This is a genomic window from Ureibacillus thermosphaericus (genome assembly GCF_002370195.2).
GTDB classification, from domain to species: domain Bacteria; phylum Bacillota; class Bacilli; order Bacillales_A; family Planococcaceae; genus Ureibacillus; species Ureibacillus thermosphaericus.
In genome coordinates this window covers 1750927-1772746 of sequence record NZ_AP018335.1, presented here as the reverse complement: position 1 = coordinate 1772746, position 21820 = coordinate 1750927, and the positions used below count along the sequence as shown (strand labels likewise).

At 37.0% G+C, this 21820-nt stretch carries 22 protein-coding genes; 4 read left to right on the top strand and 18 right to left on the bottom strand.

Features of this window, described 5'->3' with window-relative positions; all coding sequences use genetic code 11:
* Positions 1-131 precede the first annotated feature (131 nt).
* On the bottom strand, positions 132-1496 hold the full coding sequence (pdxR, locus tag UtA1_RS08515; protein ID WP_016836819.1) for a MocR-like pyridoxine biosynthesis transcription factor PdxR: 1365 nt from the start codon (positions 1494-1496) through the stop codon (positions 132-134).
* Positions 1497-1587: 91 nt separating this feature from the next.
* Between pdxR and UtA1_RS08510 the strand changes: the two genes are divergently transcribed.
* Positions 1588-2166, top strand: coding sequence for a GNAT family N-acetyltransferase (locus tag UtA1_RS08510; protein WP_096550699.1), 579 nt, complete (start codon positions 1588-1590; stop codon positions 2164-2166).
* A 105-nt stretch (positions 2167-2271) separates the two neighbouring features.
* Here the strand turns inward: UtA1_RS08510 and UtA1_RS08505 are convergent, their stop codons facing one another.
* The 7 genes from UtA1_RS08505 to UtA1_RS08475 form a co-directional block, all read right to left on the bottom strand.
* The gene (locus UtA1_RS08505) at positions 2272-4569 is read right to left on the bottom strand and encodes an FtsK/SpoIIIE family DNA translocase (RefSeq protein WP_096550698.1); all 2298 of its coding nucleotides are present in this window, start codon (positions 4567-4569) and stop codon (positions 2272-2274) included.
* Between the two features lie 98 nt (positions 4570-4667).
* The gene (locus UtA1_RS08500; protein ID WP_096550697.1) at positions 4668-6335 is read right to left on the bottom strand and encodes a ribonuclease J; all 1668 of its coding nucleotides are present in this window, start codon (positions 6333-6335) and stop codon (positions 4668-4670) included.
* A 167-nt stretch (positions 6336-6502) separates the two neighbouring features.
* Positions 6503-7384, bottom strand: a complete 882-nt coding sequence (dapA, locus tag UtA1_RS08495; RefSeq protein WP_096550696.1) for a 4-hydroxy-tetrahydrodipicolinate synthase — start codon at positions 7382-7384, stop codon at positions 6503-6505.
* 12 nt (positions 7385-7396) lie between these two features.
* The gene (locus UtA1_RS08490; RefSeq protein ID WP_096550695.1) at positions 7397-8434 is read right to left on the bottom strand and encodes an aspartate-semialdehyde dehydrogenase; all 1038 of its coding nucleotides are present in this window, start codon (positions 8432-8434) and stop codon (positions 7397-7399) included.
* A 92-nt stretch (positions 8435-8526) separates the two neighbouring features.
* Positions 8527-9123: a dipicolinate synthase subunit B gene (locus UtA1_RS08485; RefSeq protein ID WP_096550694.1), complete on the bottom strand. Its 597-nt coding sequence runs from the start codon at positions 9121-9123 to the stop codon at positions 8527-8529.
* Positions 9117-9902, bottom strand: a complete 786-nt coding sequence (locus tag UtA1_RS08480; protein WP_096550693.1) for a dipicolinate synthase subunit A — start codon at positions 9900-9902, stop codon at positions 9117-9119. The genes UtA1_RS08485 and UtA1_RS08480 overlap by 7 nt, the downstream gene beginning before the upstream one ends.
* Before the next feature lie 3 nt (positions 9903-9905).
* Complete coding sequence (locus UtA1_RS08475; RefSeq protein WP_232019822.1) at positions 9906-10169, bottom strand: YlmC/YmxH family sporulation protein; 264 nt, start codon at positions 10167-10169, stop codon at positions 9906-9908.
* Between the two features lie 144 nt (positions 10170-10313).
* Here UtA1_RS08475 and UtA1_RS08470 point away from each other — a divergent pair, with 144 nt between their 5' ends.
* The 3 genes from UtA1_RS08470 to UtA1_RS08460 are packed head-to-tail and all read left to right on the top strand — an operon-like array spanning position 10314 to position 12159.
* On the top strand, positions 10314-10694 hold the full coding sequence (locus tag UtA1_RS08470) for a GntR family transcriptional regulator (protein WP_096550692.1): 381 nt from the start codon (positions 10314-10316) through the stop codon (positions 10692-10694).
* A complete protein-coding gene (locus UtA1_RS08465; protein WP_096550691.1) occupies positions 10691-11539 on the top strand; it encodes an ABC transporter ATP-binding protein in 849 nt (282 codons plus the stop codon). Before UtA1_RS08470 ends, UtA1_RS08465 begins: the two co-directional genes overlap by 4 nt.
* Positions 11536-12159 carry an ABC-2 transporter permease gene (locus tag UtA1_RS08460; protein WP_096550690.1) on the top strand — a complete coding sequence of 208 codons (624 nt, stop codon included), beginning with the start codon at positions 11536-11538 and terminating at the stop codon, positions 12157-12159. Before UtA1_RS08465 ends, UtA1_RS08460 begins: the two co-directional genes overlap by 4 nt.
* 45 nt (positions 12160-12204) lie before the next feature.
* Here UtA1_RS08460 and UtA1_RS08455 read toward each other — a convergent pair whose 3' ends face one another.
* The 10 genes from UtA1_RS08455 to rnpM all read right to left on the bottom strand — a co-directional run bounded on the left by UtA1_RS08455 (position 12205) and on the right by rnpM (position 21809).
* A complete protein-coding gene (locus UtA1_RS08455) occupies positions 12205-13443 on the bottom strand; it encodes a M16 family metallopeptidase (RefSeq protein ID WP_096550689.1) in 1239 nt (412 codons plus the stop codon).
* A 170-nt stretch (positions 13444-13613) separates the two neighbouring features.
* Positions 13614-15734 carry a polyribonucleotide nucleotidyltransferase gene (gene pnp / locus UtA1_RS08450; protein WP_096550688.1) on the bottom strand — a complete coding sequence of 707 codons (2121 nt, stop codon included), beginning with the start codon at positions 15732-15734 and terminating at the stop codon, positions 13614-13616.
* 181 nt (positions 15735-15915) lie between these two features.
* Positions 15916-16185, bottom strand: a complete 270-nt coding sequence (gene rpsO, locus UtA1_RS08445) for a 30S ribosomal protein S15 (RefSeq protein ID WP_016836805.1) — start codon at positions 16183-16185, stop codon at positions 15916-15918.
* Positions 16186-16313: 128 nt separating this feature from the next.
* Positions 16314-17261, bottom strand: a complete 948-nt coding sequence (locus UtA1_RS08440) for a bifunctional riboflavin kinase/FAD synthetase (protein ID WP_016836804.1) — start codon at positions 17259-17261, stop codon at positions 16314-16316.
* Between the two features lie 12 nt (positions 17262-17273).
* Positions 17274-18182, bottom strand: a complete 909-nt coding sequence (gene truB, locus UtA1_RS08435) for a tRNA pseudouridine(55) synthase TruB (protein WP_096550687.1) — start codon at positions 18180-18182, stop codon at positions 17274-17276.
* 80 nt (positions 18183-18262) lie between these two features.
* Positions 18263-18616: a 30S ribosome-binding factor RbfA gene (gene rbfA / locus UtA1_RS08430; RefSeq protein WP_096550686.1), complete on the bottom strand. Its 354-nt coding sequence runs from the start codon at positions 18614-18616 to the stop codon at positions 18263-18265.
* 113 nt (positions 18617-18729) lie between these two features.
* Positions 18730-19008, bottom strand: coding sequence for a DUF503 domain-containing protein (locus tag UtA1_RS08425; RefSeq protein ID WP_096550685.1), 279 nt, complete (start codon positions 19006-19008; stop codon positions 18730-18732).
* A complete protein-coding gene (infB, locus tag UtA1_RS08420; protein WP_096550684.1) occupies positions 19005-21206 on the bottom strand; it encodes a translation initiation factor IF-2 in 2202 nt (733 codons plus the stop codon). The genes UtA1_RS08425 and infB overlap by 4 nt, the downstream gene beginning before the upstream one ends.
* A 14-nt stretch (positions 21207-21220) precedes the next feature.
* The gene (locus UtA1_RS08415) at positions 21221-21529 is read right to left on the bottom strand and encodes a YlxQ family RNA-binding protein (protein ID WP_016836799.1); all 309 of its coding nucleotides are present in this window, start codon (positions 21527-21529) and stop codon (positions 21221-21223) included.
* The gene (gene rnpM, locus UtA1_RS08410; protein ID WP_016836798.1) at positions 21519-21809 is read right to left on the bottom strand and encodes an RNase P modulator RnpM; all 291 of its coding nucleotides are present in this window, start codon (positions 21807-21809) and stop codon (positions 21519-21521) included. The genes UtA1_RS08415 and rnpM overlap by 11 nt, the downstream gene beginning before the upstream one ends.
* Positions 21810-21820 lie beyond the last annotated feature (11 nt).

Below are 21820 nucleotides of genomic sequence, written 5' to 3'. Positions count from 1 at the left end.
CTATTACTACTATACATGCAAAGGAACAGTTTATGTACAACATTTTCATTTTAATAGAAAATTTTCCTTTTAGCATTACATATGGCTTAATGAAGAATTTTTTGAAGATTGTAGTATAGTAGATTCTTCCATTACCGCGATTGTAACCAACCATCAGCTAATGTTTGTATGACAGGATGAATCTTTTCTAAAGGGATGGCACCAAATCCTATCATGACTAGGTTTTGAGGTGTAGTTGTTTGATAATATTTTGAGACCGGATCAATATCAATTCCTTTTTCAAGAGCAATTTGTACAGCACGTTTCTCAGATAACCATGGAGGTAATTGTATGACGATATGCAGTCCTGCTGTATCGCCGAAAATTTTATATTCATCCGTTAAATAAACTTGTAATGCTTCTATTAATGTTTTCCATTTTTTTCTATACAGTGTGCGCATTTTTTCAATATGTTTTACAAAATAACCAGATTCCATAAATTCAGCCACAACAAGTTGATCAATTCTCGACACAGTTGATTTTTGATGCTGATAAAAGTTTTGGAAATCAACAGCAAGGGAAATTGGCAGCACCATATAGCTCATGCGAATCGATGGTAAAAGGGTTTTTGAAAAAGTACCGAAATAAATGACGCGCTGTAGCTGATCCATATTAGCTAGTGGAGGAATGGGCAACCCTTTATAACGAAATTCTGCATCGTAATCATCCTCAATAATATAGGCATTTGTTGCCTGTGCCCATTGAAGTAATTGAGCTTTTCGCTCAATTGGCATAACGGCCCCTAACGGAAACTGATGAGCAGGAGTCACATAGTATAATTTTACTCTGTTCGTTGGGATGGTGGCACCGTAATGATCAGTTCTTACATATTCAATGTTATATTTCATTTGTTGAAAAATAATATTTGCTCTATAAAATCCAGGCTCTTCAATTGCAACTGGAATGTTGCCAAAAAAGATGCATAATGCTTGTAACTGTTGCTGTGTACCACTAAAAACAAAGATTTGTTCAGGTTCACATTCAATTCCTTTAGCGATGTGTAAATAATTTGCAATATTTTTACGCAACGTTCTTTCACCTTGCCAAGGACTAGCGTGTGCAGGGAATTTTTGTAATTGAGTTTTATATAGTTTTTGCCATACCTTGTATGGAAAAGCCTCTGCATCTACTTGCCCATTTTTTAAATTATAGATTGAGTTCTCCTCAATCAATTCAATCGAAGGTTTATCTTTTACAACTATGTGACACCAATCACCATTATATTCTGAAATAAAATAGCCTGAGCGTTCTACACTATAAATGTATCCTTCACTTAGCAATTGTTCATACGCGTTTTGTACAGTTTGAATGCTAATGTTCAATTGCTCTGCAAGCTTTCTTTTTGAAGGTAATTTTTCATTAGCCCTAAGTTGTTTCGTAATGATTTTTTCTTTTAGCTGTTCATATATCGCAATATATTTTGGCGTCGTCTCGGGAAACTGAAATTGTAACTCCATTTCAACCTCCTGGTATGATAAAAAATTCAGAATTTGGTTATTTCAAAAGTATCAAATGAAGCTTTTAATAGCAATAAAGGAGGTTGTTCAAATGAAAAATATAATACTAGAAAACGATATTGTCTTACTTCGTCCAGTTGAATTAACCGATATTGAATCTATTGCGGAAGCTGGAAGAGATGAGCGTATTTGGGAACATATGCAAGTATCTTTAACGACGAAAAAAGCAGTTGAACAATATGTTAAAAACGCAATTGCTGAACGCAATTTAAAAGTTTCCTATATGTTTGTCATCATCGATAAAAAAACAAACAAAATTGTGGGTTGCACTTCCTTTTTAGATATATCGCTGGAGCATAAAAGATTAGAAATTGGTAACACATGGATCAATCCTTCTGTATGGCGTACGCCGATTAATACAAATTGCAAGTTTTTGTTACTTACGTATTGCTTTGAACAATTAAAGTTAAATCGGGTTCAACTAAAGACAGGTCATCAAAATATACGATCCCAAAAAGCAATTGAACGAATTGGAGCAGTAAAAGAAGGAGTTTTTCGAAATCATATGATTCGAAGAGATGGAAGCATTCGACATACGGTCATGTATAGTATTACAAAGGAAGAATGGTTAAACGTAAAAGAACAATTTCTTCAGCATTTGTTGTCGTAATGTATCCTACTAGTTTTCACAATGAAGAATAAGATAAAAAACGCTCTCGATTAGGTCAACGATTGAATCCGTCATCCTAATAGAGAGCATTGAATGAATCGCTTATTATTCCTGTATACTCGAGATTAATACTTGTCTTGGACGACTGCCATCAGGTGGGCCGACTACACCGCGAGCTTCCATTTGGTCAACAATTCTTGCTGCGCGGGAATAACCAATTCGAAAACGACGTTGCAGCATAGAAATGGATGCAGATTGCATTTCCACCACTAATTTCACCGCTTCATCATAAAGCTCGTCTGTTTCTTCTTCAAAAGATTGATCATCTGGTTCATCAGTTGGAATCATCGTTTCATCATATTGGGCTTTTTGTTGAGCAATGACATAATCTACTACCGCTTGTACTTCCTCATCAGAAACAAATGCCCCTTGAACACGTATTGGTTTGGAAGTACCTGCTGGCATAAACAACATATCCCCTCGACCTAAGAGGCGCTCTGCTCCGCCTGTATCAAGAATAGTTCTTGAATCGACAGTACTTGATACAGCGAAGGCAATTCGAGATGGGATATTTGCTTTGATGACTCCAGTAATGACATCAACAGAAGGCCGTTGAGTTGCGATAATTAAGTGAATTCCTGCTGCACGAGCCATTTGTGCAAGTCTCGTAATGGCATCTTCCACATCGTGGGAAGCTACCATCATTAAATCTGCTAACTCGTCAATAATGACAACGATATAAGGTAATTTTGATAATTGCTCTTCATGCTCTTTGTTGTAGCGCTCTACGTAGCTGTTGTACCCTTTTATATTTCTCGTTCCAGTATGAGAGAATAAATCGTAACGTCTTTCCATTTCACTCACAACCTTTTGCAAGGCTTGTGAGGCTTTTTTCGGGTTCGTAACAACAGGCGCTAACAAATGTGGAATTCCATTATAAACATTGAGCTCAACCATTTTCGGGTCAATTAACATCATTTTCACTTCATGTGGTTTTGCTCGCATTAAAATCGAGATGATGATGCCGTTAATACATACACTTTTCCCACTTCCGGTTGAACCTGCAACAAGCAAGTGAGGCATTTTATTTAATTCAGCTAAGATTGCTTGTCCAGCAATATCTCGACCAAATCCAATCAACAGTTTAGCATCCGGTTTGTTATTTTCTTTTGACTCTAAAACTTCTCTCAGCGTTACAACTGCCACTTCACTATTTGGCACTTCGATACCGATGGCTGATTTTCCTGGAATCGGCGCTTCCATTCGAATATCTTTTGCTGCAAGTGCAAGAGCTAAGTCATCTTGTAAATTGACAATTCGACTAACTTTTACTCCAACGTCTGGCATCACTTCATATTTTGTTACGGCTGGACCTAAATGAACTTGCACTACTTTTGCCTTTACGCCAAAACTTAAAAGCGTTTGCTCAAGTTTTTTTGCGTTCGCTTGAATGATAGAATATTCGCCGCTTTGATCATGCTCTGGAGGGACATTTAATAAAGTCATAGGCGGCAACCGGTAATCTTGATTTTCCACGTTGTTTTCAACGGATTGTTGAATTGTATCTTCAATTGTATCCTGTTTATCGTCTTCTTGTACTTCTTGCGCTAGTTTCTGCTCTTTTTGAATATTTTGAGTAAAATCAGAAATGATTGGTTCATCATCTTCATCATCTTCCACTAACAATAATGGAACCGATTCTTCACTTGTTGCCGCCATCTCTTTTAATGCTGTTTGCTCTTCAGATTTCGTTCGTTTTCGCTTATTCTCGTCTTTATTTAATGAACGGCGTTTACGTTTTTTCTTTTTCGGCAATTTTAATTTGAAGTTTGGAATTTTTTCAGCAATCATCGGTACAAAAGCTTTTCCTGTGACTAAAACAATTCCAATGAAAAATAATAGAATTGCTACTACTTTCGCTCCAGTTGCACCAAATAAAATGTGAAACATACTAAACAAAAACGCACCAATCATTCCACCGCCAAGCACATTGCTTCTATTTTGAATGCCCTCATCACTAATCATTATTCGCCAAGTTTCTTTCAATACTGATTGAGATTCCAACGCATCCCGCTTATATAATTCATCAAACAAAACACTATGACTAAAAATGGATAAACTGAAAATCATCATCATCGCACCGAGTAAAACGCGATCGGTAAATGGGATTTTTTCTCGCTTAACCATCAATAATATTGCGAATAAAAAGAGGAATGTTGGGACTGCGAAGTAAAGATTACCGAAAAAAAACATCGAAATACTTTGCACCATTCGGCCTACAAAACCATATTCAAAAAAGATGATGATGGCAAAGCCAATTAAAATTAATCCGATGATTTCAAAATAAAGGGGAGAAATGCCAGCCTTTGCTTTCGTTTTTGCTTTCGTTTTCTTCCTCGCCATATTGTTCACCTACTCTACAAGAAACAATCATCAGTATGAGAAACAGGATTTCCTTAACCGCTGTACGGTGAAGAAAATCCTGTCTTATCTAGTCTAGCTTAATATTCCATAATAATCGGGATTATCATTGGTCGTCGTTTTGTTTTTTGGAATAAATAAGCATTTAACGTTTCTCGGATTTCTTGTTTAATATTTGTCCATTCGAACGTGTCTTTGCTTACATATTTTTCTATACATTCACGGGCAATTTCCGTCGCTTCTGAAATTAGTTCTTCAGATTCACGAACGTAAACAAATCCGCGAGAAATAATTTCTGGTCCTGAAGCAATTCGATTTTGGGCACGGTTTAAGGTTACGACAACGATGAATATACCGTCTTGGGAGAGCAGTTTTCTGTCGCGCAAAACGATATTTCCAACGTCACCGATACCGCTTCCGTCAATAAGGACATTTCCTGCTTGTACGCGGCCGCTTATGCGCATTTTACCATTTCGATATTCCACAACATCGCCTTTATCCGCAATAAAAATGCGCGATTTATCAATTCCAACTTGCTGTGCTAATTTGGAATGTGCAATTAACATTCGGTATTCGCCTTGGATCGGGATAAAATATTTTGGTTTCATTAAGTTTAACATTAGTTTTAAATCTTCTTGGCTACCGTGCCCAGATACATGGACTTTTTTATCGGCTGCCAATACCGTTGCACCAGCTTTCGCAAGATTGTTCATGGCATTTGACATCTGCACTTCCATTCCTGGTGACGGCGTGAAAGTAATTAATACAGTATCTGTTTCTTTTATTCGAATATCGCGATGTTGTTTTCGTACAATTTTATCAAGGGCATCTAAAGGTTCTCCTTGATTGCTTGTCACAATAATAATCAATTCATCATCTTCATATTGATTAATTTCTGAAACAGGAATTAATGTGTTTTCGTCTATGGATAAATATCCAAGTTTTACTCCAATATCGATGACTTTTTCGAGGCTTTTCCCAACGATAGCTACTTTACGATTTGATTTTTGTGCCTGGTTAAATACTTGTTGAATGCGGATAAAATTTGAAGCATATACTGCAACAATGATACGGGCAGGTGCAGAATGGAAGAATTTCGCTAACCTTTCCTCAATTACCGTTTCACTCGTCGTATACCCTGGTCGCTCTGCTTCTGTTGATTCTGAAAGTAAAATAAATACTCCTTCTACACCTAATTGAGCCATTTTGGCAAGATCTGGTTTAAATTTTCCTTTTGCAGATTGGTCAAATTTAAATTCTCCTGTGTGCACAATTGCCCCTTCAGAAGTATGGAAAACAATTCCTAAAGAGTCAGGAATGCTATGTGTTGTATGGAAGAAGGTTACATAAGTCGATTGAAAGTTCATGCGACTTTTGTTTGTTACTTCGAAGAATTTCACTTGATGTGGAGCAGGTAATTCTTTCAAATGTTCCTTAGCAAGAGCAATTGTTAATTTCGATCCGTACACAGGTGCATTAATTTTTTGCAATACATAGGCAATAGAACCAATTGCATCTTCATGACCATGAGTAAGAAATATTCCTTTAATCCGATCTTTGTTTTCTTCCAAATAAGTAAAGTCAGGGATGACGATGTCAATACCAAGCATTTCATCTTCTGGAAACATTAAACCGCTATCGACAATAAAGACTTCGTCATCGATTTCAATAACGTACATGGATTTCCCGATTTCTCCCACGCCTCCAAGTGGGATGATTCGGATTACTTCATTTTTTGTTTTTATCACAATCTTTCCTCCTAATATTATCCCGAACGCACAACCACTTATTTATCATTATACGGTGAGAGGGGAGGAAGTACAAATAAAAAATGGTATTTCGATATTGTAAATTTTAAAAATAAAAAAAGCCTATCACCCAAACAACTCAAAAAGAATTGTTTGGAGAGCAGGCTTCAAATATTTTGCTTCACTTGTTCCCAAACATGATCAAATTCTTGTTTTGCTTCATCGGTCATCTCGACTAAAGGCAATCGAACTTTTTCAATATGGAAACCAACTTTACTCATTGCGTATTTTATCGGAACCGGATTTGGGTTTTTAAAGAGTTGCTTAAACAAAGGTAATAGCGTTTGATGCATTTTCGCTGCAAATGCGTGTCTTCCTTCTTCAAAAGCTTGAATCATCGCTTGCATTTTGTTTCCTACGATATGCGAAGCAACGGAAATGACACCTCGTCCTCCAATTGCCAACAGCGGTAGTGTTAACGCATCGTCTCCGCTATAAACGAGAAATTTATCATGAGTATTTGCTAGTATTTCAGATATTTGATCTAAATTACCGCTCGCTTCTTTTACGACTTGGATATTAGGTATTTTACTTAATGCAATTGTTGTGGCTGCTTCAATATTCGAACTCGTGCGCCCTGGCACATTGTACACAACAATTGGTAATGTTGTTTCTTCTGCTACTGCCTCAAAATGTGCATAAAGTCCTTTTTGATTAGGTTTATTGTAGTAGGGAGCCACCAACATAACCCCGTCAACTCCGAGGCTCTCTATTTTTTTAGTTAGCTCAATTGTTTGTTTCGTATTATTGGAGCCTGTTCCTGCAATGACAGGCACCCGTTTGTTCACCTTTTCAACCGTAAACCGAATCAACTGAAGTTTTTCTTCAGTTGATAGAGTAGGTGATTCTCCAGTTGTTCCACAAACGACAATCGAATCGGTTCCATTCGCAAGAAGATATTCAATGAGTCTCTCCACCGCCTCAAAGTCAATATCACCATTTTCTTGAAACGGTGTAACCATGGCAGTAGCGATTCTACCTAAATCCAAATCTAACCCTCCTTATAGTAAGTTATCCTCTAGCATTGCTTCAGCGATTTGGATTGAGTTTAAGGCAGCTCCTTTCAACAGGTTATCTGCGACAACCCATAGGTGGAAACCGTTTGGATGATATAAATCTTTTCGAATTCTTCCTACATACACTGGGTCTTCCCCTTCAGTATAAAGAGGCATTGGATAAACTTGATTATTTAAATCGTCTTGCAACACAACGCCAGGTGCGTCTTTTAAAATATTATAGATATCTTGTACACTTGCCTCTTTTTCAACTTCGATATACACAGATTCAGAGTGACCGTTCACAACCGGTACACGTACACATGTGGCTGCCACATGTAAATCTGGTAAATGCATAATCTTTTTTGTTTCGTTAATCATTTTCATTTCTTCTTTAGTAAATCCATTTTCTGTGAACACATCGATTTGAGGGAGAACATTATATGCAATTGGATAATGTTTAGTTTCAGATTTTACTGGTAATACCTTCGCTTCTACATCTTTTCTGTCATCCCAATGCTTGCTCTGTTCGCGAAGCTCTTCGATGGCAGACATCCCTGAACCAGAAACTGCTTGATAAGTGGAAACGATAATTCTCTTTAAACCTAATTTTTGTCGAATAGGTTGCAATGCTACAACCATTTGAATTGTTGAACAGTTTGGATTAGCGATGATTCCGTTATGTTTCTTTAAGTCTTCGCGATTGACTTCGGGCACCACTAAAGGCACATCCGGATCCATACGGAAATGACTTGTATTATCAATTACAACCGCTCCACGTTTTACCGCCTCAGGAGCAAGTTTTGCGGAAACAGACCCTCCTGCAGAAAATAGCGCCACATCTACCCCTTCGAAAGCTTCAGGAGTAGCTTCCTCAATTTTGTACATTTTTCCTCCAAATTCTATTTCTTTTCCTGCAGATTTGGCAGAGGCTAAAAACTTTATTTCTTTAATTGGAAAATTTCTTTTTAGTAATTGTTCTTTCATTTTTGTACCGACTGCACCTGTTGCACCTACAATCGCTACTGTTAATAGCTTCGACATTCTATAAATCTCCTCCTAATACATTTAAACCATATAATCCTTATATAATGATGAAAATTTTATCATAATTTTACTGAATTGTGTGATAAAAATTAATTTTCTTTATGGTACTGAATAAATAACGGTTGAAGCTGCTTTTTGTAGTAAATTGCATGCACAACCGTATCTACCATTTTTGTGAAATCTGCAATTAATGAAGTTGGTTTATTAAATGGATCATCTTGGCCGAAAGGAATAAAGTAAATGTTTTTTGAGTTTAATAGTTTCATAATGTTGACACCATTTAAACCTAGCGCATCATTTGTAGAAATTCCTAATACTACAGGATTTCCGTTTCTTAAAGTTGCTTTTGCAGCCATTAGCACTGGGCTGTCAGTCGCCGCATTGGCAAATTTGCTGATGGAGTTGCCTGTCATCGGTGCAATGACCATGCAATCAAGCGGATTTTTAGGCCCGAAAGGTTCAGCTTCGACGATTGTAGAAACAACTTTATTTCCAGATAATTCCTCTATTTTTTTCACCCATTCCTCTCCTGTTCCGAAGCGAGTAACAGCTGTTAATACCGAATGGGTTGCAATCGGAATGACTGTCGCACCTGCATCGCGAAGATTTTTTATTTTTGGTACGACATCCTCATATGTGCAATGGGATGCGGTAATGCCAAGCCCAATTCTTTTACCTTTCAGCAAGATTTTCTCCTCCTTAATTGGCCAACAATCGAATTATACAAAATTTTCGCCGCATCATGCGGGAAATATTTCCCAGGTAATGCTGGTAATAATTCATAATGATCACGTCGTTCTACATCATCTTTTAAGCAACCTGGGTAGGAAGCTAAATCATAAATCGGCATGTTAATTTTTTCTTTCACACTTGCATCTAGCCATCTAGCAGGAATTGTATTAATAAAATAATCCGCTTCTATTTCTCCCACATCAGCTAAATATACAGATTCGAAACGGAAAGCTTTCGCTTCATTCAATTGAACATCCGACCTTACAGCAATAACCACATCAGCCCCAATACTTCTCAATAAATGTCCAAGCGTTTTTGCTACACGACCAAATCCAGTAATAATAAATCTTTTTCCAGAAATCGCATGTTTCGTATTATAGAAAGTTGCTACAAAAGCTTCTGCCGTAAGAAGAGCATTTTGCCAAATAAACTCTTCATCCTCTAAATAATAGTAAATTTGATTTTCCTTTAAGATTTCTTTCCATTCTTCATTTGTCTTCCCACTAAAAATAGTCGCATTCGTTATACCTAAAACAGCAGGTACTTCCACTTTTAGTGGCTGGATTGGTAATACGACATAGTCCGGTTGTATAGATAACGAAAGATGGTTTAGTTCATGATCCCAATTTGTTTTGCTTTTGTAGTAAATAGTCCTCTCTGGATTTGATAACTTTTTTGCAAGAATTTTCAATCGCTCATCCGTTCCAATTACAAGCCATTTTTCGTTCGTCATCGGTCATAATGCCTTCTTGTACTCGTTGTTTTTCGAAATAAAATACGGTCTTCCCCTATGAGATGTATTTCTTCCCAAGGAATAAATATTGCCGTCGTTGATTTTTTTTTTCTGGAACGGTAAACGGGAAGGTTCTATTAATTCAAACCCTAAAATTTTTCCTGTTTTAGGATCAAAGATGCATTCCGTCTCAGATAGATAGCCGTAACGAACTCCATTTTCCATTTCGATTAATTCCTTTTCAGCAAGCTCTGATAATAGCATCATTTCCCTCCTCCATGAGCTTATTAGTACTATATGCATGAAAAATCCGTTAGGTGCCCATCAAGTTTAAAAGTTTTATTGTTGACAATCCGTTACAACTGTATATACTGTATATATACAGTTGTAAATCAGAATGGTGGTGACTCCGTGGATATTAAACTTAGTAATGCAAGCGATAAACCAATTTATGAACAAATTACAGAACAAATTAAACAAGCAATTATTACAGGAAAATTAACACCTGGTGATCCATTGCCTTCCATTCGCAATCTAGCGAGAGAATTAAAAATTAGCGTTATGACGACAAAGAGGGCGTATTCCGATTTAGAACGGGATGGATTTATCGTTACTTTTGCTGGGAAGGGAAGTTTTGTTGCGGAACGAAATCAGGAGTTTTTGCGAGAAGAATTGCTTCGGCAAGTGGAAGACCACTTAAATAAAGCCGTTCAAATCGCGAAGCTTGCAGGAATTCATGGAAAAGAATTATTGGATTTACTTTCATTGTTAGTAGAGGAGGAATTGGAATGACGTATGCAATTGAAGTCGCAAATTTAAGAAAAAAGTTTCCTCAATTTCAATTAGTCGATGTTTCTTTCCAGTTACCAACCGGTACAATTATGGGCTTTGTTGGAGAAAATGGTGCCGGAAAAACAACGACCATTAAATGTCTTTTAAACTTGCTTCAAAAGGATAGAGGAGAAGTTAAATTACTTGGATTGGATTATGTTGAACACGATACAGCCATCAAAGAGCAAATCGGTGTCGTATTTGATGATTTATATGTACCTGAAACATTAAATGCAACTCAAATCAATCACATATTAGAAAAAATTTTTGCTAATTGGGATGAAGCTTACTACGTTGAACTATTAAAGCGCTTCAAAATACCTATTAAAAAGCCAATTAAACAGCTTTCCCGTGGAATGCGGATGAAACTGTCCATTGCCATGGCTCTTGCCCATCATCCAAAATTATTAATTTTAGATGAACCGACGAGCGGATTAGATCCGATTGTGCGGGATGAAATTCTCGATCTTTTTATGGAATTTATGCAGGACGAGGACAACAGCATTTTATTCTCCACCCACATTACATCTGACTTAGAAAAGATTGCTGACTATATTACGTTTATTCATGAAGGGGAAATCGTCTTTAGCAAAAATAAAGATGAACTGTTGTATGACTACGGAATATGGAAAGGAACGGTGGAGCAATCGAAGGAATTGCCTGAACATGCAAAAGTGCGCATGAGAAAAAATGCATTCGGAATAGAAATTTTAGTGAATCGAAAAGAAGTGAACAAAGCTTTCCATCTCGATAAACCGTCCATAGAAGACATCATGTTATTTTTTGTGAAAGGAGCTTATGTATGAAAGCACTGATTTTAAAAGATTTGTACGTCATACTTAACCAAAAAAACTCTTTGTTAATGCTCATAACGCTTTTTGTCATCGCTTCTTTCTTTTTGGGTGATACGGGAATGTTACTTATTTTTCTTACGGTTTTATCCATGACTTTAATCAATATCACCCTTTCCAACGACGAAACAAGTCATTGGAATCGATTTGTCAATACACTGCCAATCGAAAAGTCCGATATCGTAAAAAGTAAGTATATTTTAAGTCTGTTCTTAATACTTTGTATGGTTGTCATTGTTTTTCCAATTTTTTTATTAACAAATACGATTACTAAAACATTTACAATGGTTAATTTTATTTCAATTTTATCCATCTTCATATCAGGAGTCCTCATGATGTTGTCATTCGTGATACCAGTGACCATTAAATATGGTGCCCAAAAAGCTCGCATTTTCATTTTGGCTCTAATTTTTATACCTGTCATTGTAATAAATGTCATTTCAAATGGTTCATTCTTTCATCAATTACTTGAATTTCTTCTTTTATTTGGATACATTGCTTTGATCATTGCGGTTGTCATGTTTTATTTATCCTATCAACTCTCCGTTAAGTTTTTTGAGAAAAAAGAATACTAAAAAAATGAGCAAGGGAACCTTACCTTGCTCGTTTTTATCAATTCATTATTTTGATGAATCTTTTATACCCTGACCAATAATTGCCACTGCTGGTTTAACGGAGAAAATCTTATCGATCAGCTCCTGAATAGAATCCAAAGAAATCGCATCAATTTTTTGAAGGATTTCATCCACCGTCAAATGACGACCAAAAATCAATTCGTTTTTCCCGTTACGGCTCATGCGATTCGTCATGCTCTCCATATTCAGTAGAAAACTTGCTTTTAACTGTTCTTTTCCGTTATAAAGCTCTTGTAGCGTCACGCCATCTTTTTTTATTTTTTCAATGGATTTAATAATTGTCTCATGTAGTAAAGGCAATTGTTGATTGTTCGTACTTCCGTAAATGGTTAATGCACCGACATCCATATAACAGGATGGATAGGAGAAAATTGTGTAAGCTAATCCCTTTTCTTCCCTTACTTCTTGGAAGAGGCGGGAAGACATATTGCCACCTATAATATTATTTAAAGTGATAAAGCTATAGTAATTTGGATCTTTTACACTGATGGCGGGATAACTCATCGCCAAATGGGACTGTTCTACATCCCGTTCCTTTACGAAACGTCCTGAATGAAATGTTGGATTTGATAAGTTTAGTGGGACAGCTTTTTCAGATGGTTCGAAGTTCCCGAACAACGATTCAATATGTAAAAGCAAATCTTTTGATATATTCCCTGCCAAAGAAATAACAACATTCTTTGGAAAATAATGTTTATCCATATAGTTCAAAATAAAATCACGATCAAATTTTTGAAGGGTTTCATTCGTTCCTAAAATCGGAAGGCCCAATGGATCGTTTGGATACATCGCTCTCCATAAACGTTCGTGTACATCATCATCAGGAGCATCTTCGCTCATTAAGATTTCCTCTAATACAACTTGCCGTTCTTTCTCCAATTCATTTTTTTCAAACACTGAATGGAAAAACATATCAGCTAATATACTGATTGCCAACTTTCCATGATGCTCCAACACCTTTGCATAGTAGCAAGTATTTTCCTTTGATGTAAATGCATTTAGCTCTCCGCCAATGCGATCAAACTCTTCTGCAATTTGTCTAGCAGTTCGAGTATTTGTTCCTTTAAAGAGCATATGTTCAATAAAATGGGTAATTCCGTTTTCTTCTGGCAGTTCAAATCTAGATCCTGCTCCAACCCATATTCCTACAGAAATTGAACGCACGTATGGAATATGTTCATATACAATCCTTACGCCATTTTGACAAGTATAAACGTTAACCAATTTACAACCTCTTTCTACTGACATTTCCTATCTGTTCGATCTTTATAATCGAAACTACTTCTTACTTTACAAAATATTTTATAGGAATAAAAGTTTTTTGATGTCCTATGTACTTTCATTTCAAACAAATAAAAAGAGGTTGTTCTCCTTTTCTACAACCTCTCAACATATTACTGTTTTAAATTTTGTTTTGCTCGCTCTTTATCTTCTTTAATGACTACTTTTCGCGATAAATTAATGCGACCTTGATCGTCAATATCGATTACTTTCACCAGTACTTTATCGCCAATTTTGAGTACATCTTCTACTTTATTTGTACGTTCTTCTTGAATTTCAGAAATGTGGAGTAATCCATCTTTGCCAGGGAAAATTTCACAGAATGCACCGAATTTTTCAATGCGTTTTACAGTTGCTAAATAGTATTCTCCCACTTTTGCTTCGCGAACAATTTCTTCGATAATTTCTTTCGCGCGTAAGTTCATTTCTTCATTCACAGAAGAAATATAAATTGTACCGTCTTGTTCAGTATCGATTTTTACACCTGTTTCATCGATAATTTTGTTGATTGTTTTTCCCCCTGACCCAATAACATCACGAATTTTTTCAGGGTTAATTTTAATGGAAATAATTTTTGGAGCATATTTTGAAAGTTGTTCACGCGGTTTTGCAATCGTTTGTTTCATATGTTCTAAGATTTTCAAACGACCTTCTCTTGCTTGCATTAACGCTTCTTCTAAAATTTCACGTGATAATCCGTCAATTTTAATATCCATTTGAAGCGCTGTAACACCTTTTTCTGTTCCAGCTACTTTAAAATCCATATCTCCAAGATGGTCTTCCATTCCTTGAATATCTGTTAAAATTGTATAGTGTTCGCCTTTTTTCACTAATCCCATCGCAATTCCTGCAACAGGCGCTTTGATTGGAACACCTGCATCCATCATAGCGAGTGTACTAGCACAAATTGACGCTTGAGAAGTTGAACCGTTGGACTCTAATACTTCTGATACACAACGAATCGCATATGGGAACTCTTTTTCATCCGGAATGACTGCAAGCAATGCACGTTCACCTAATGCACCGTGTCCGATTTCACGTCGACCAGGACCGCGCATAGGACCTGTTTCCCCTACTGAGAATGGAGGGAAGTTGTAATGATGCATGAAACGTTTTGATTCTTCTAAACCTAATCCATCAATGATTTGCACGTCTCCTAATGGACCTAAAGTACAGATGGAAAGGGCTTGTGTTTGACCTCGAGTGAAAAGACCTGAACCATGGGCGCGTTGCAATAAGCCGACTTCAGATGATAGCGGGCGAATTTCATCTACTTTTCGTCCGTCTGGGCGTACTTTTTCCTCTGTAATTAAACGTCGAACTTCCTCTTTCACCATTTTATCTAAAACAGTGTTTACTTGTTTCAACGTTTCTTCTTCAGCTTCTTGTTCTTCATAATAAGTAATTACTCGCTCTTTAACAGCTGCAATTGCTTCTTCCCGAGCTAATTTTTCCACAGTTTGAATGGCAGCAATCATATCTTGCTCGCACATTGCTCTAACTGCATTTTCAATTTCTTCATCAATTTCAAACAATTCTACTTCAATTTTTTCTTTGCCGACTTCTGCAACTATTTGTTCCTGGAATTCAATTAATTTTTTAATTTCTTCATGCCCAAACATAATGGCTTCAAGCATGATTTCTTCCGGAACTTCTAAAGCACCTGCTTCAACCATGTTGATAGCGTCTTTATTGCCTGCTACAGATAAGTGGATTGTACTTTTCTCTGATTGTTCTATATCTGGATTAATAACAAATTTTCCATCTACATAACCTACATGCACACCCGCGATTGGTCCGTTAAATGGAATATCTGAGATGGAAAGAGCTAACGATGAACCAAGCATTGCAGCCACATCTGTTGGACAATCCGGGTCTGAAGACATGACAATTGAAACGACTTGTACTTCGTTACGGAATCCTTCTGGGAACATCGGACGAATCGGACGGTCAATTAAGCGCGAAACCAAAATTGCATGTTCAGATGGACGGCCTTCTCGCTTGATAAACCCTCCAGGTATTTTTCCTGCTGCATATAAACGTTCTTCGTAGTTTACAGTAAGAGGGAAGAAATCTAATGCTTTTGCCTCTTTAGACATCGTTGCAGTGGAAAGTACTGCCGAATCGCCGTAGCGAACAAGCACAGCCCCATTAGCTTGTTTTGCTAATTGGCCAACTTCAATTACTAATGGGCGTCCAGCCCAATCATATCGATAGACTTTTTTTTCGGTCATTCATTAATCCCCTTTCTCTTTGAGAACACTCGTCAGGAGTATTTATATACCATTAGTAAGTGTATCAAAAAAGAATATTCTATGCTAAACATTTTCAATTAAAATATGGTAATTTTACTTTTATTGTTACCCAGTTAATTGTTTTTTGAATAAATAAAAAGCGGGAAAATCCCGCTTTGAATTAACGACGTAAGCCTAATTTTTCGATTAATGTACGGTAACGTTGAACGTCTTTTTCACGTAAATATTTTAATAAATGACGACGACGACCTACTTTTTTAAGAAGACCGCGTTGAGAGTGGAAGTCTTTCTTATGAACAGCTAAGTGATCGTTTAATACGTTAATTTCTTCTGTTAAAATAGCGATTTGTACTTCTGGAGAACCAGTATCTCCTTCATGAGTTTGGAATTCTTTAATGATTTCGTTTTTACGTTCTTTTGAAATTGCCATGTTTAGTTCCTCCTAATATTTATTTACTCCTATAGCACAGTCAACCGTTGGAGAATCGGTAAGCCGAGCTAAGGAATGTACGATTAGTACACTAGGAAATAATATCATAGTTCAAATGGATAAGCAACTTATTTATCGGCAAAATACTCAATTGTTCGTTCCTTATCTCGAGAGATTTGAGCTTTTAATGATTCAATGCCGTCAAATTTTTGTTCGTCACGTAAACGTTTATACCAAAGGACTTTTACTTCTTCACCGTAAATATTTTTTTCAAAATCTAATATGTGCACCTCAATTGTTAATTGTTTTTCATCCGGGTTTTTAAATGTTGGTTTAAAGCCGACATTGCAAACACCATCATATAATCGATTTTGCACGAACACCCTCACTGCATAAACGCCATTTTTTGGAATAAAACAGCCTTCCATTGATTGAATATTGGCTGTTGGAAATCCGATGGTACGTCCTCTTTTATCTCCTTGAACAACAATTCCAGGAACTTGGAAGGGGCGTCCTAATAAATGATGGACGGTTTCCATATCTCCATCTTGTAAACATTTTCGAATGCGAGTTGATGAAATTTTTTCCCCATCGTCCACCTGTTTTTCCACTACTGTTACACCAAAATTACCAAGGGACAGTTCCTTCATTAAATCCATATTTCCCTTCCCAAATGCACCAAAAGAAAAATCAAAGCCGGCAGTTACATGTTTAACATTCAAATCTCGAATAAAATATTGAATGAAATCCTCTGGTGAAAGCCTAGCAAAATCAGATGTGAATTGTACGACAAATGTTGTATCTACGCCCATTTCTTCTAATATTTCTAATTTTTGTGGAAGAGGTGTAATATAAAAAATTTTTTCATTGCTTTTACCTAATACAATAGAAGGATGGGGATCAAAAGTCATAACAGCACTTTTAATATTCAATTCCTCTGCTTTTTCCATTGCTGCACTGATAACAGCTTGGTGTCCTCTATGTACTCCATCAAAAAAGCCAACTGCTAGGGAATAGGAAGTGGAAGGATCAACTTTATTTAATTGATATGGATATTTTAAATGAATAACCTTCATTCGATTGGCCTCCTAGAAATTATTTGGAAACATCTTATCTGGTTTCATGAGTCCAGGTTTCGTTGGATGTTTTTTATATACTGCAATCGCCTTCCCATTTCGACTAAAAACGATTTTTTCTTCCTGTTTTAATAATGAATGGACTTTTAAAATTTGTCCATTACAAATTTTCTTTTCGTTTGATTCATCGACCTCGATAAATGGATAAGTTAACGCATCTTCAATGGGAAGCAGCAGTTGTTCAAATGTTCCTTCCTCCACAGCCTTTTCAATATCACGAAGAGTATAACAATCCGCTTTCGTAAAATTCCCTGAGGCAGTTCTAACAAGAGAAGCCATATGACTAGGATAGCCTAATAATTGTCCTATTTGTACAGCAAGAGTTCGTATATATGTGCCTTTGCTGCACTTGATTCTTATATGAAAAGTAATTTCCTCGCCTTCAAAAATGGCTTGATCATCAAGCAGTTGCAATTCATGAATCGTTACTTTTCTTGAAGGTCGATCTACTTCAATTCCTTTTCGTGCATATTCATAAAGTTTTATTCCGTTTACTTTTACCGCTGAATACATTGGGGGAATTTGTTCAATTTCACCAGTAAGTTGTGAAAGCACTTTTTGCAATTGCTCACGGGTAATAACTTTATAAGATAGATCTTCTTCTACCGTTTCTCCTTCAGCATCTTCAGTTGTTGTTGAGCGACCAATAGCTACAGTGGCTTCATAAGTTTTACCCATATCCGTTATATACTCGGCAATTCTAGTTGCTTGTCCAATGCAAATCGGTAAAACTCCTTCAACCGCTGGATCGAGCGTTCCTGTATGTCCTATTTTTTTGTATTTTAAAATTTTTCTCAGTTGAAATACACAATCGTGACTCGTTAAACCTCGTTCTTTCCATAGTGGTAAAATCCCGTTCACTCTATCCCCCCTAAAATTTTCAATAAAAAAAGCCTACCTGCATTATGATGCAGTCGCAGGCTTTTTTAAACTATTTAGAATTACGCCTCATCATGATCTTCTTTAATAGAGCGTAATAATTGTTCGATTTTGTTGCCGTATTCGATCGATGAATCAAACTTAAATAAAAGTTCAGGTGTTCTTCTAAGACGAATACGTTGGCCGATTTCTGTGCGAATGAAACCTTTCGCCTTTTCCAAGGCTTTTAACGTTTCATTCTTTTCTTCTTCATCGCCTAATGTGGTGATATAAATCGTAGCTTGTTGAAGGTCGCCTGTCAGTTCGACAGCCGTTACCGTAACAAATCCTACGCGAGGATCTTTTAATTTTCGGCCAATGATGTCGCCTAATTCTTTCTTCATTTGTTCAGCAACACGATTTGCACGTAGAGACATGTTGTCACCTCTTTTAAAAGCAGAATAAAAGCGAAACGAACTGGCTTTTATCTACTTTACTTCATAGTGTTATTGTTAGTTTAATGGGAAACCGGAAAATTATCCTCTTGTTTTTATAAATATTCCCGAGAAAATTCTAGCAATTCCCATAATGGATTTGATTGTAAAAAGTGAAGTACATGATCGATTTCACGGTCAGCTGCAGCACTCGATGAAGCAACTGTTACAACAGCTATCTTTGTTCGCTGCCACACGTTTTGATGATCGATTTCTGCAACTGATACATTAAATTTTTGTTTTGTACGTGTAATCATCCGTTGGAGAACTGCACGCTTTTCCTTTAAAGAATGGGCATCCGGAATCATAAATTCTGCTACAAGATAGACAATCATTTCCGCACAATTTCTTCCATAATGAAGGCTTCGATGACGTCGCCTTCTTTAATGTCGTTAAAGTTTTTAATTTGCATACCGCACTCAAAGCCTTTAACGACTTCTTTTACGTCATCTTTAAAGCGTTTTAGCGACTCAAGTTCTCCCTCATAAATAACGATTCCATCACGGATGACGCGTACGCCTGCATCGCGAGTTACTTTACCATCTGTCACATATGAACCTGCAATTGTACCCACTTTGGAAATTTTAATTGTTTGACGTACTTCCGCTTGCCCGATAATTTTCTCTTCATATTCCGGATCAAGCATTCCTTTCATTGCAGCTTCAATTTCTTCAATTGCTTTATAAATGACGCGGTGTAGGCGAATTTCTACGCCTTCTTGTTCCGCTGCACGTTTTGCATTGACGTCTGGACGAACGTTAAATCCTATTACAATGGCATTGGAAGCCGCTGCAAGACTAATATCGGATTCAGTAATTGCCCCTACACCTGTGTGGATAATTTTCACATTTACACCTTCCACATCAATTTTCATAAATGAGGAAGATAGAGCTTCTACTGAACCTTGTACGTCTGCTTTGATGATTAAATTCAATTCTTTCATATCCCCTTGGGACATTTGTTCAAACAAGTTATCTAACGTAACTCGTGATTTTTGTGCACGGCTTGCTTGTATTGCCATTTGTGCACGAGCTTCACCAATTTCGCGAGCCGTTTTTTCATCTTCAAAGACTACGAATCTGTCACCTGCTTGAGGTACTTCGTGTAAACCAGTAATTTCGACAGGTGTTGCCGGCAACGCTTCTTTAACTCGACGTCCTAAGTCATTGACCATAGCACGAACACGACCGAACGTATTTCCTACAACGATTGGATCTCCAACGCGCAACGTACCATTTTGCACTAATAATGTGGCCACAGAACCGCGCCCTTTATCTAATTGTGCTTCGATAACTGTACCGATTGCTCTGCGGTTTGGATTCGCCTTTAATTCAGAAACTTCTGCAACTAGTAGGATCATTTCTAATAGTTGGTCAATTCCTTCACCTTTTAACGCTGAGATTGGTACGAAGATTGTATCGCCACCCCAGTCTTCTGGAATAAGACCATATTCAGTTAATTCTTGCATAACGCGATCAGGATTTGCTGTTGGTTTATCCATTTTGTTTACAGCAACAATGATTGGTACGTTAGCTGCTTTCGCGTGGTTAATGGCTTCCACAGTTTGTGGCATGACACCGTCATCAGCAGCAACAACGATAACAACAATATCGGTAATCTGTGCACCTCTAGCACGCATTGTTGTGAAGGCTTCGTGCCCTGGTGTATCAAGGAAAGTAATTTTCTTTCCGTTAATATCCACTTGATATGCACCGATATGCTGCGTAATACCGCCAGCTTCTCCTTCTGTTACTCTCGAATTGCGGATGGAGTCTAAAGTTGTAGTTTTCCCATGGTCAACGTGGCCCATAATTGTTACAACAGGTGGACGTTCTTCTAAATCCTCTTCTGCATCCGCTTGTTCAAAGTAAATTTCTAAGTCCGTTTTATCGATGCGAACTTCTTCTTCCACTTCTACGCCATAGTCCGCACAAATTAATTCTATCGCATCTTTGTCTAAATCTTGGTTAATTGTAGCCATTACACCTAGCATGAAGAGCTTTTTAATGATTTCAGAAGGTTCGCGATTTAATTTCTTCGCAAGTTCTGCTACCGTTAGCGATTCGTAGAAAGTAATTTTTTTAGGAAGTTCCTTTTGAACTTGCTGTTGAAGTTGTTGTTTTGGCTGACGGCGTTTACCACCATGAATACCAGGCTTTTTACGTTGATTACCTTTATTTTTTGGTTGATGTTGAAGAACATCTTGATCTTTTGGAGATTTGTTTCTTTTAATTTTTTCAAAAGCAACGTCTGACCCATTATCATTATTATCGGTTTTCTTTAGCTGTTGCTCATGTCTTTTTACTTCTTTGTTTTGCACTGGCTTTGACTTTTGTTGTTCTGCATTTTTTTGCTTAACTGGTGCTTCATTCGTATTTTTGTTAAAGACTGCGTCCAATTTAGCAACCTCTTCTCCGTTAAGCGTAGACATATGATTAGTTACATTTATATTTAATTTTTTCAATTCTTCAATGATTTCTTTACTAGGTCTATTAACTTTTTTGGCATATTCATGAACTCTGATTTTGGTCATCTGCTCACCCCCGATTAATTTTCGTTGAGTAGACTAGACAATTTTTTGGCGAAACCTTGATCGGTGATTGCAATAACCACCCGGGCTTCTTTCCCAATCGCATGTCCTAGTTCATAGCGATTGCCAAATATATGATACTCAACGTTATAAAACGTACATTTATCTTGAATTTTTTTTCTTGAATTGTAGGCTGCATCCGAAGCAAGAATGACTAACTTCGCATTGCCTTTTTGAATTTCTTTGACAACTAATTCTTCACCAGTAATGATTTTTCGAGCTCGAGTCGCCAAGCCTAGCATTTGAAATATCTTTTCATGATTCATTTTTAAATAGCGACTCCCTGCGAATTAATCTAATTAATTCATCATAAATTTCATCTGGTATTTTTACTTCTAGATGGCGTTCTAAAATCTTTTTGTTACGAGCTTTTTCAACTACCTCTTCCGACTTAGAAACATATGCACCGCGACCTGACTTTTTTCCAGTCGGATCTACCGATACTTCTCCATCTTTCGAGCGAACAACACGAAGCAACTCTTTTTTTGGGAAACTCTCACCTGTTACAACACAGCGGCGTAATGGAACTTTTCTTTTCGTTGGCACGTAATATCACC

Excerpts from the sequence above, each read along its gene's own strand:
- UtA1_RS08425 (WP_096550685.1), bottom strand. The coding sequence starts at position 19,008 with ATGATTGTCTATCTTGTAGCAGAATTTATGATTCCGGATGCCCATTCT.
- UtA1_RS08440 (WP_016836804.1), bottom strand. The coding sequence starts at position 17,261 with ATGAAGGTTATTCATTTAAAATATCCATATCAATTAAATAAAGTTGAT.
- pnp (WP_096550688.1), bottom strand. The coding sequence starts at position 15,734 with ATGACCGAAAAAAAAGTCTATCGATATGATTGGGCTGGACGCCCATTA.
- UtA1_RS08505 (WP_096550698.1), bottom strand. The coding sequence starts at position 4,569 with ATGGCGAGGAAGAAAACGAAAGCAAAAACGAAAGCAAAGGCTGGCATT.
- rpsO (WP_016836805.1), bottom strand. The coding sequence starts at position 16,185 with ATGGCAATTTCAAAAGAACGTAAAAACGAAATCATTAAAGAATTCCAA.
- UtA1_RS08465 (WP_096550691.1), top strand. The coding sequence starts at position 10,691 with ATGACGTATGCAATTGAAGTCGCAAATTTAAGAAAAAAGTTTCCTCAA.
- UtA1_RS08480 (WP_096550693.1), bottom strand. The coding sequence starts at position 9,902 with ATGACGAACGAAAAATGGCTTGTAATTGGAACGGATGAGCGATTGAAA.
- UtA1_RS08415 (WP_016836799.1), bottom strand. The coding sequence starts at position 21,529 with ATGAATCATGAAAAGATATTTCAAATGCTAGGCTTGGCGACTCGAGCT.
- UtA1_RS08460 (WP_096550690.1), top strand. The coding sequence starts at position 11,536 with ATGAAAGCACTGATTTTAAAAGATTTGTACGTCATACTTAACCAAAAA.
- pdxR (WP_016836819.1), bottom strand. The coding sequence starts at position 1,496 with ATGGAGTTACAATTTCAGTTTCCCGAGACGACGCCAAAATATATTGCG.
- rbfA (WP_096550686.1), bottom strand. The coding sequence starts at position 18,616 with ATGTCTCTACGTGCAAATCGTGTTGCTGAACAAATGAAGAAAGAATTA.
- UtA1_RS08475 (WP_232019822.1), bottom strand. The coding sequence starts at position 10,169 with ATGATGCTATTATCAGAGCTTGCTGAAAAGGAATTAATCGAAATGGAA.
- UtA1_RS08490 (WP_096550695.1), bottom strand. The coding sequence starts at position 8,434 with ATGTCGAAGCTATTAACAGTAGCGATTGTAGGTGCAACAGGTGCAGTC.
- infB (WP_096550684.1), bottom strand. The coding sequence starts at position 21,206 with ATGACCAAAATCAGAGTTCATGAATATGCCAAAAAAGTTAATAGACCT.
- UtA1_RS08510 (WP_096550699.1), top strand. The coding sequence starts at position 1,588 with ATGAAAAATATAATACTAGAAAACGATATTGTCTTACTTCGTCCAGTT.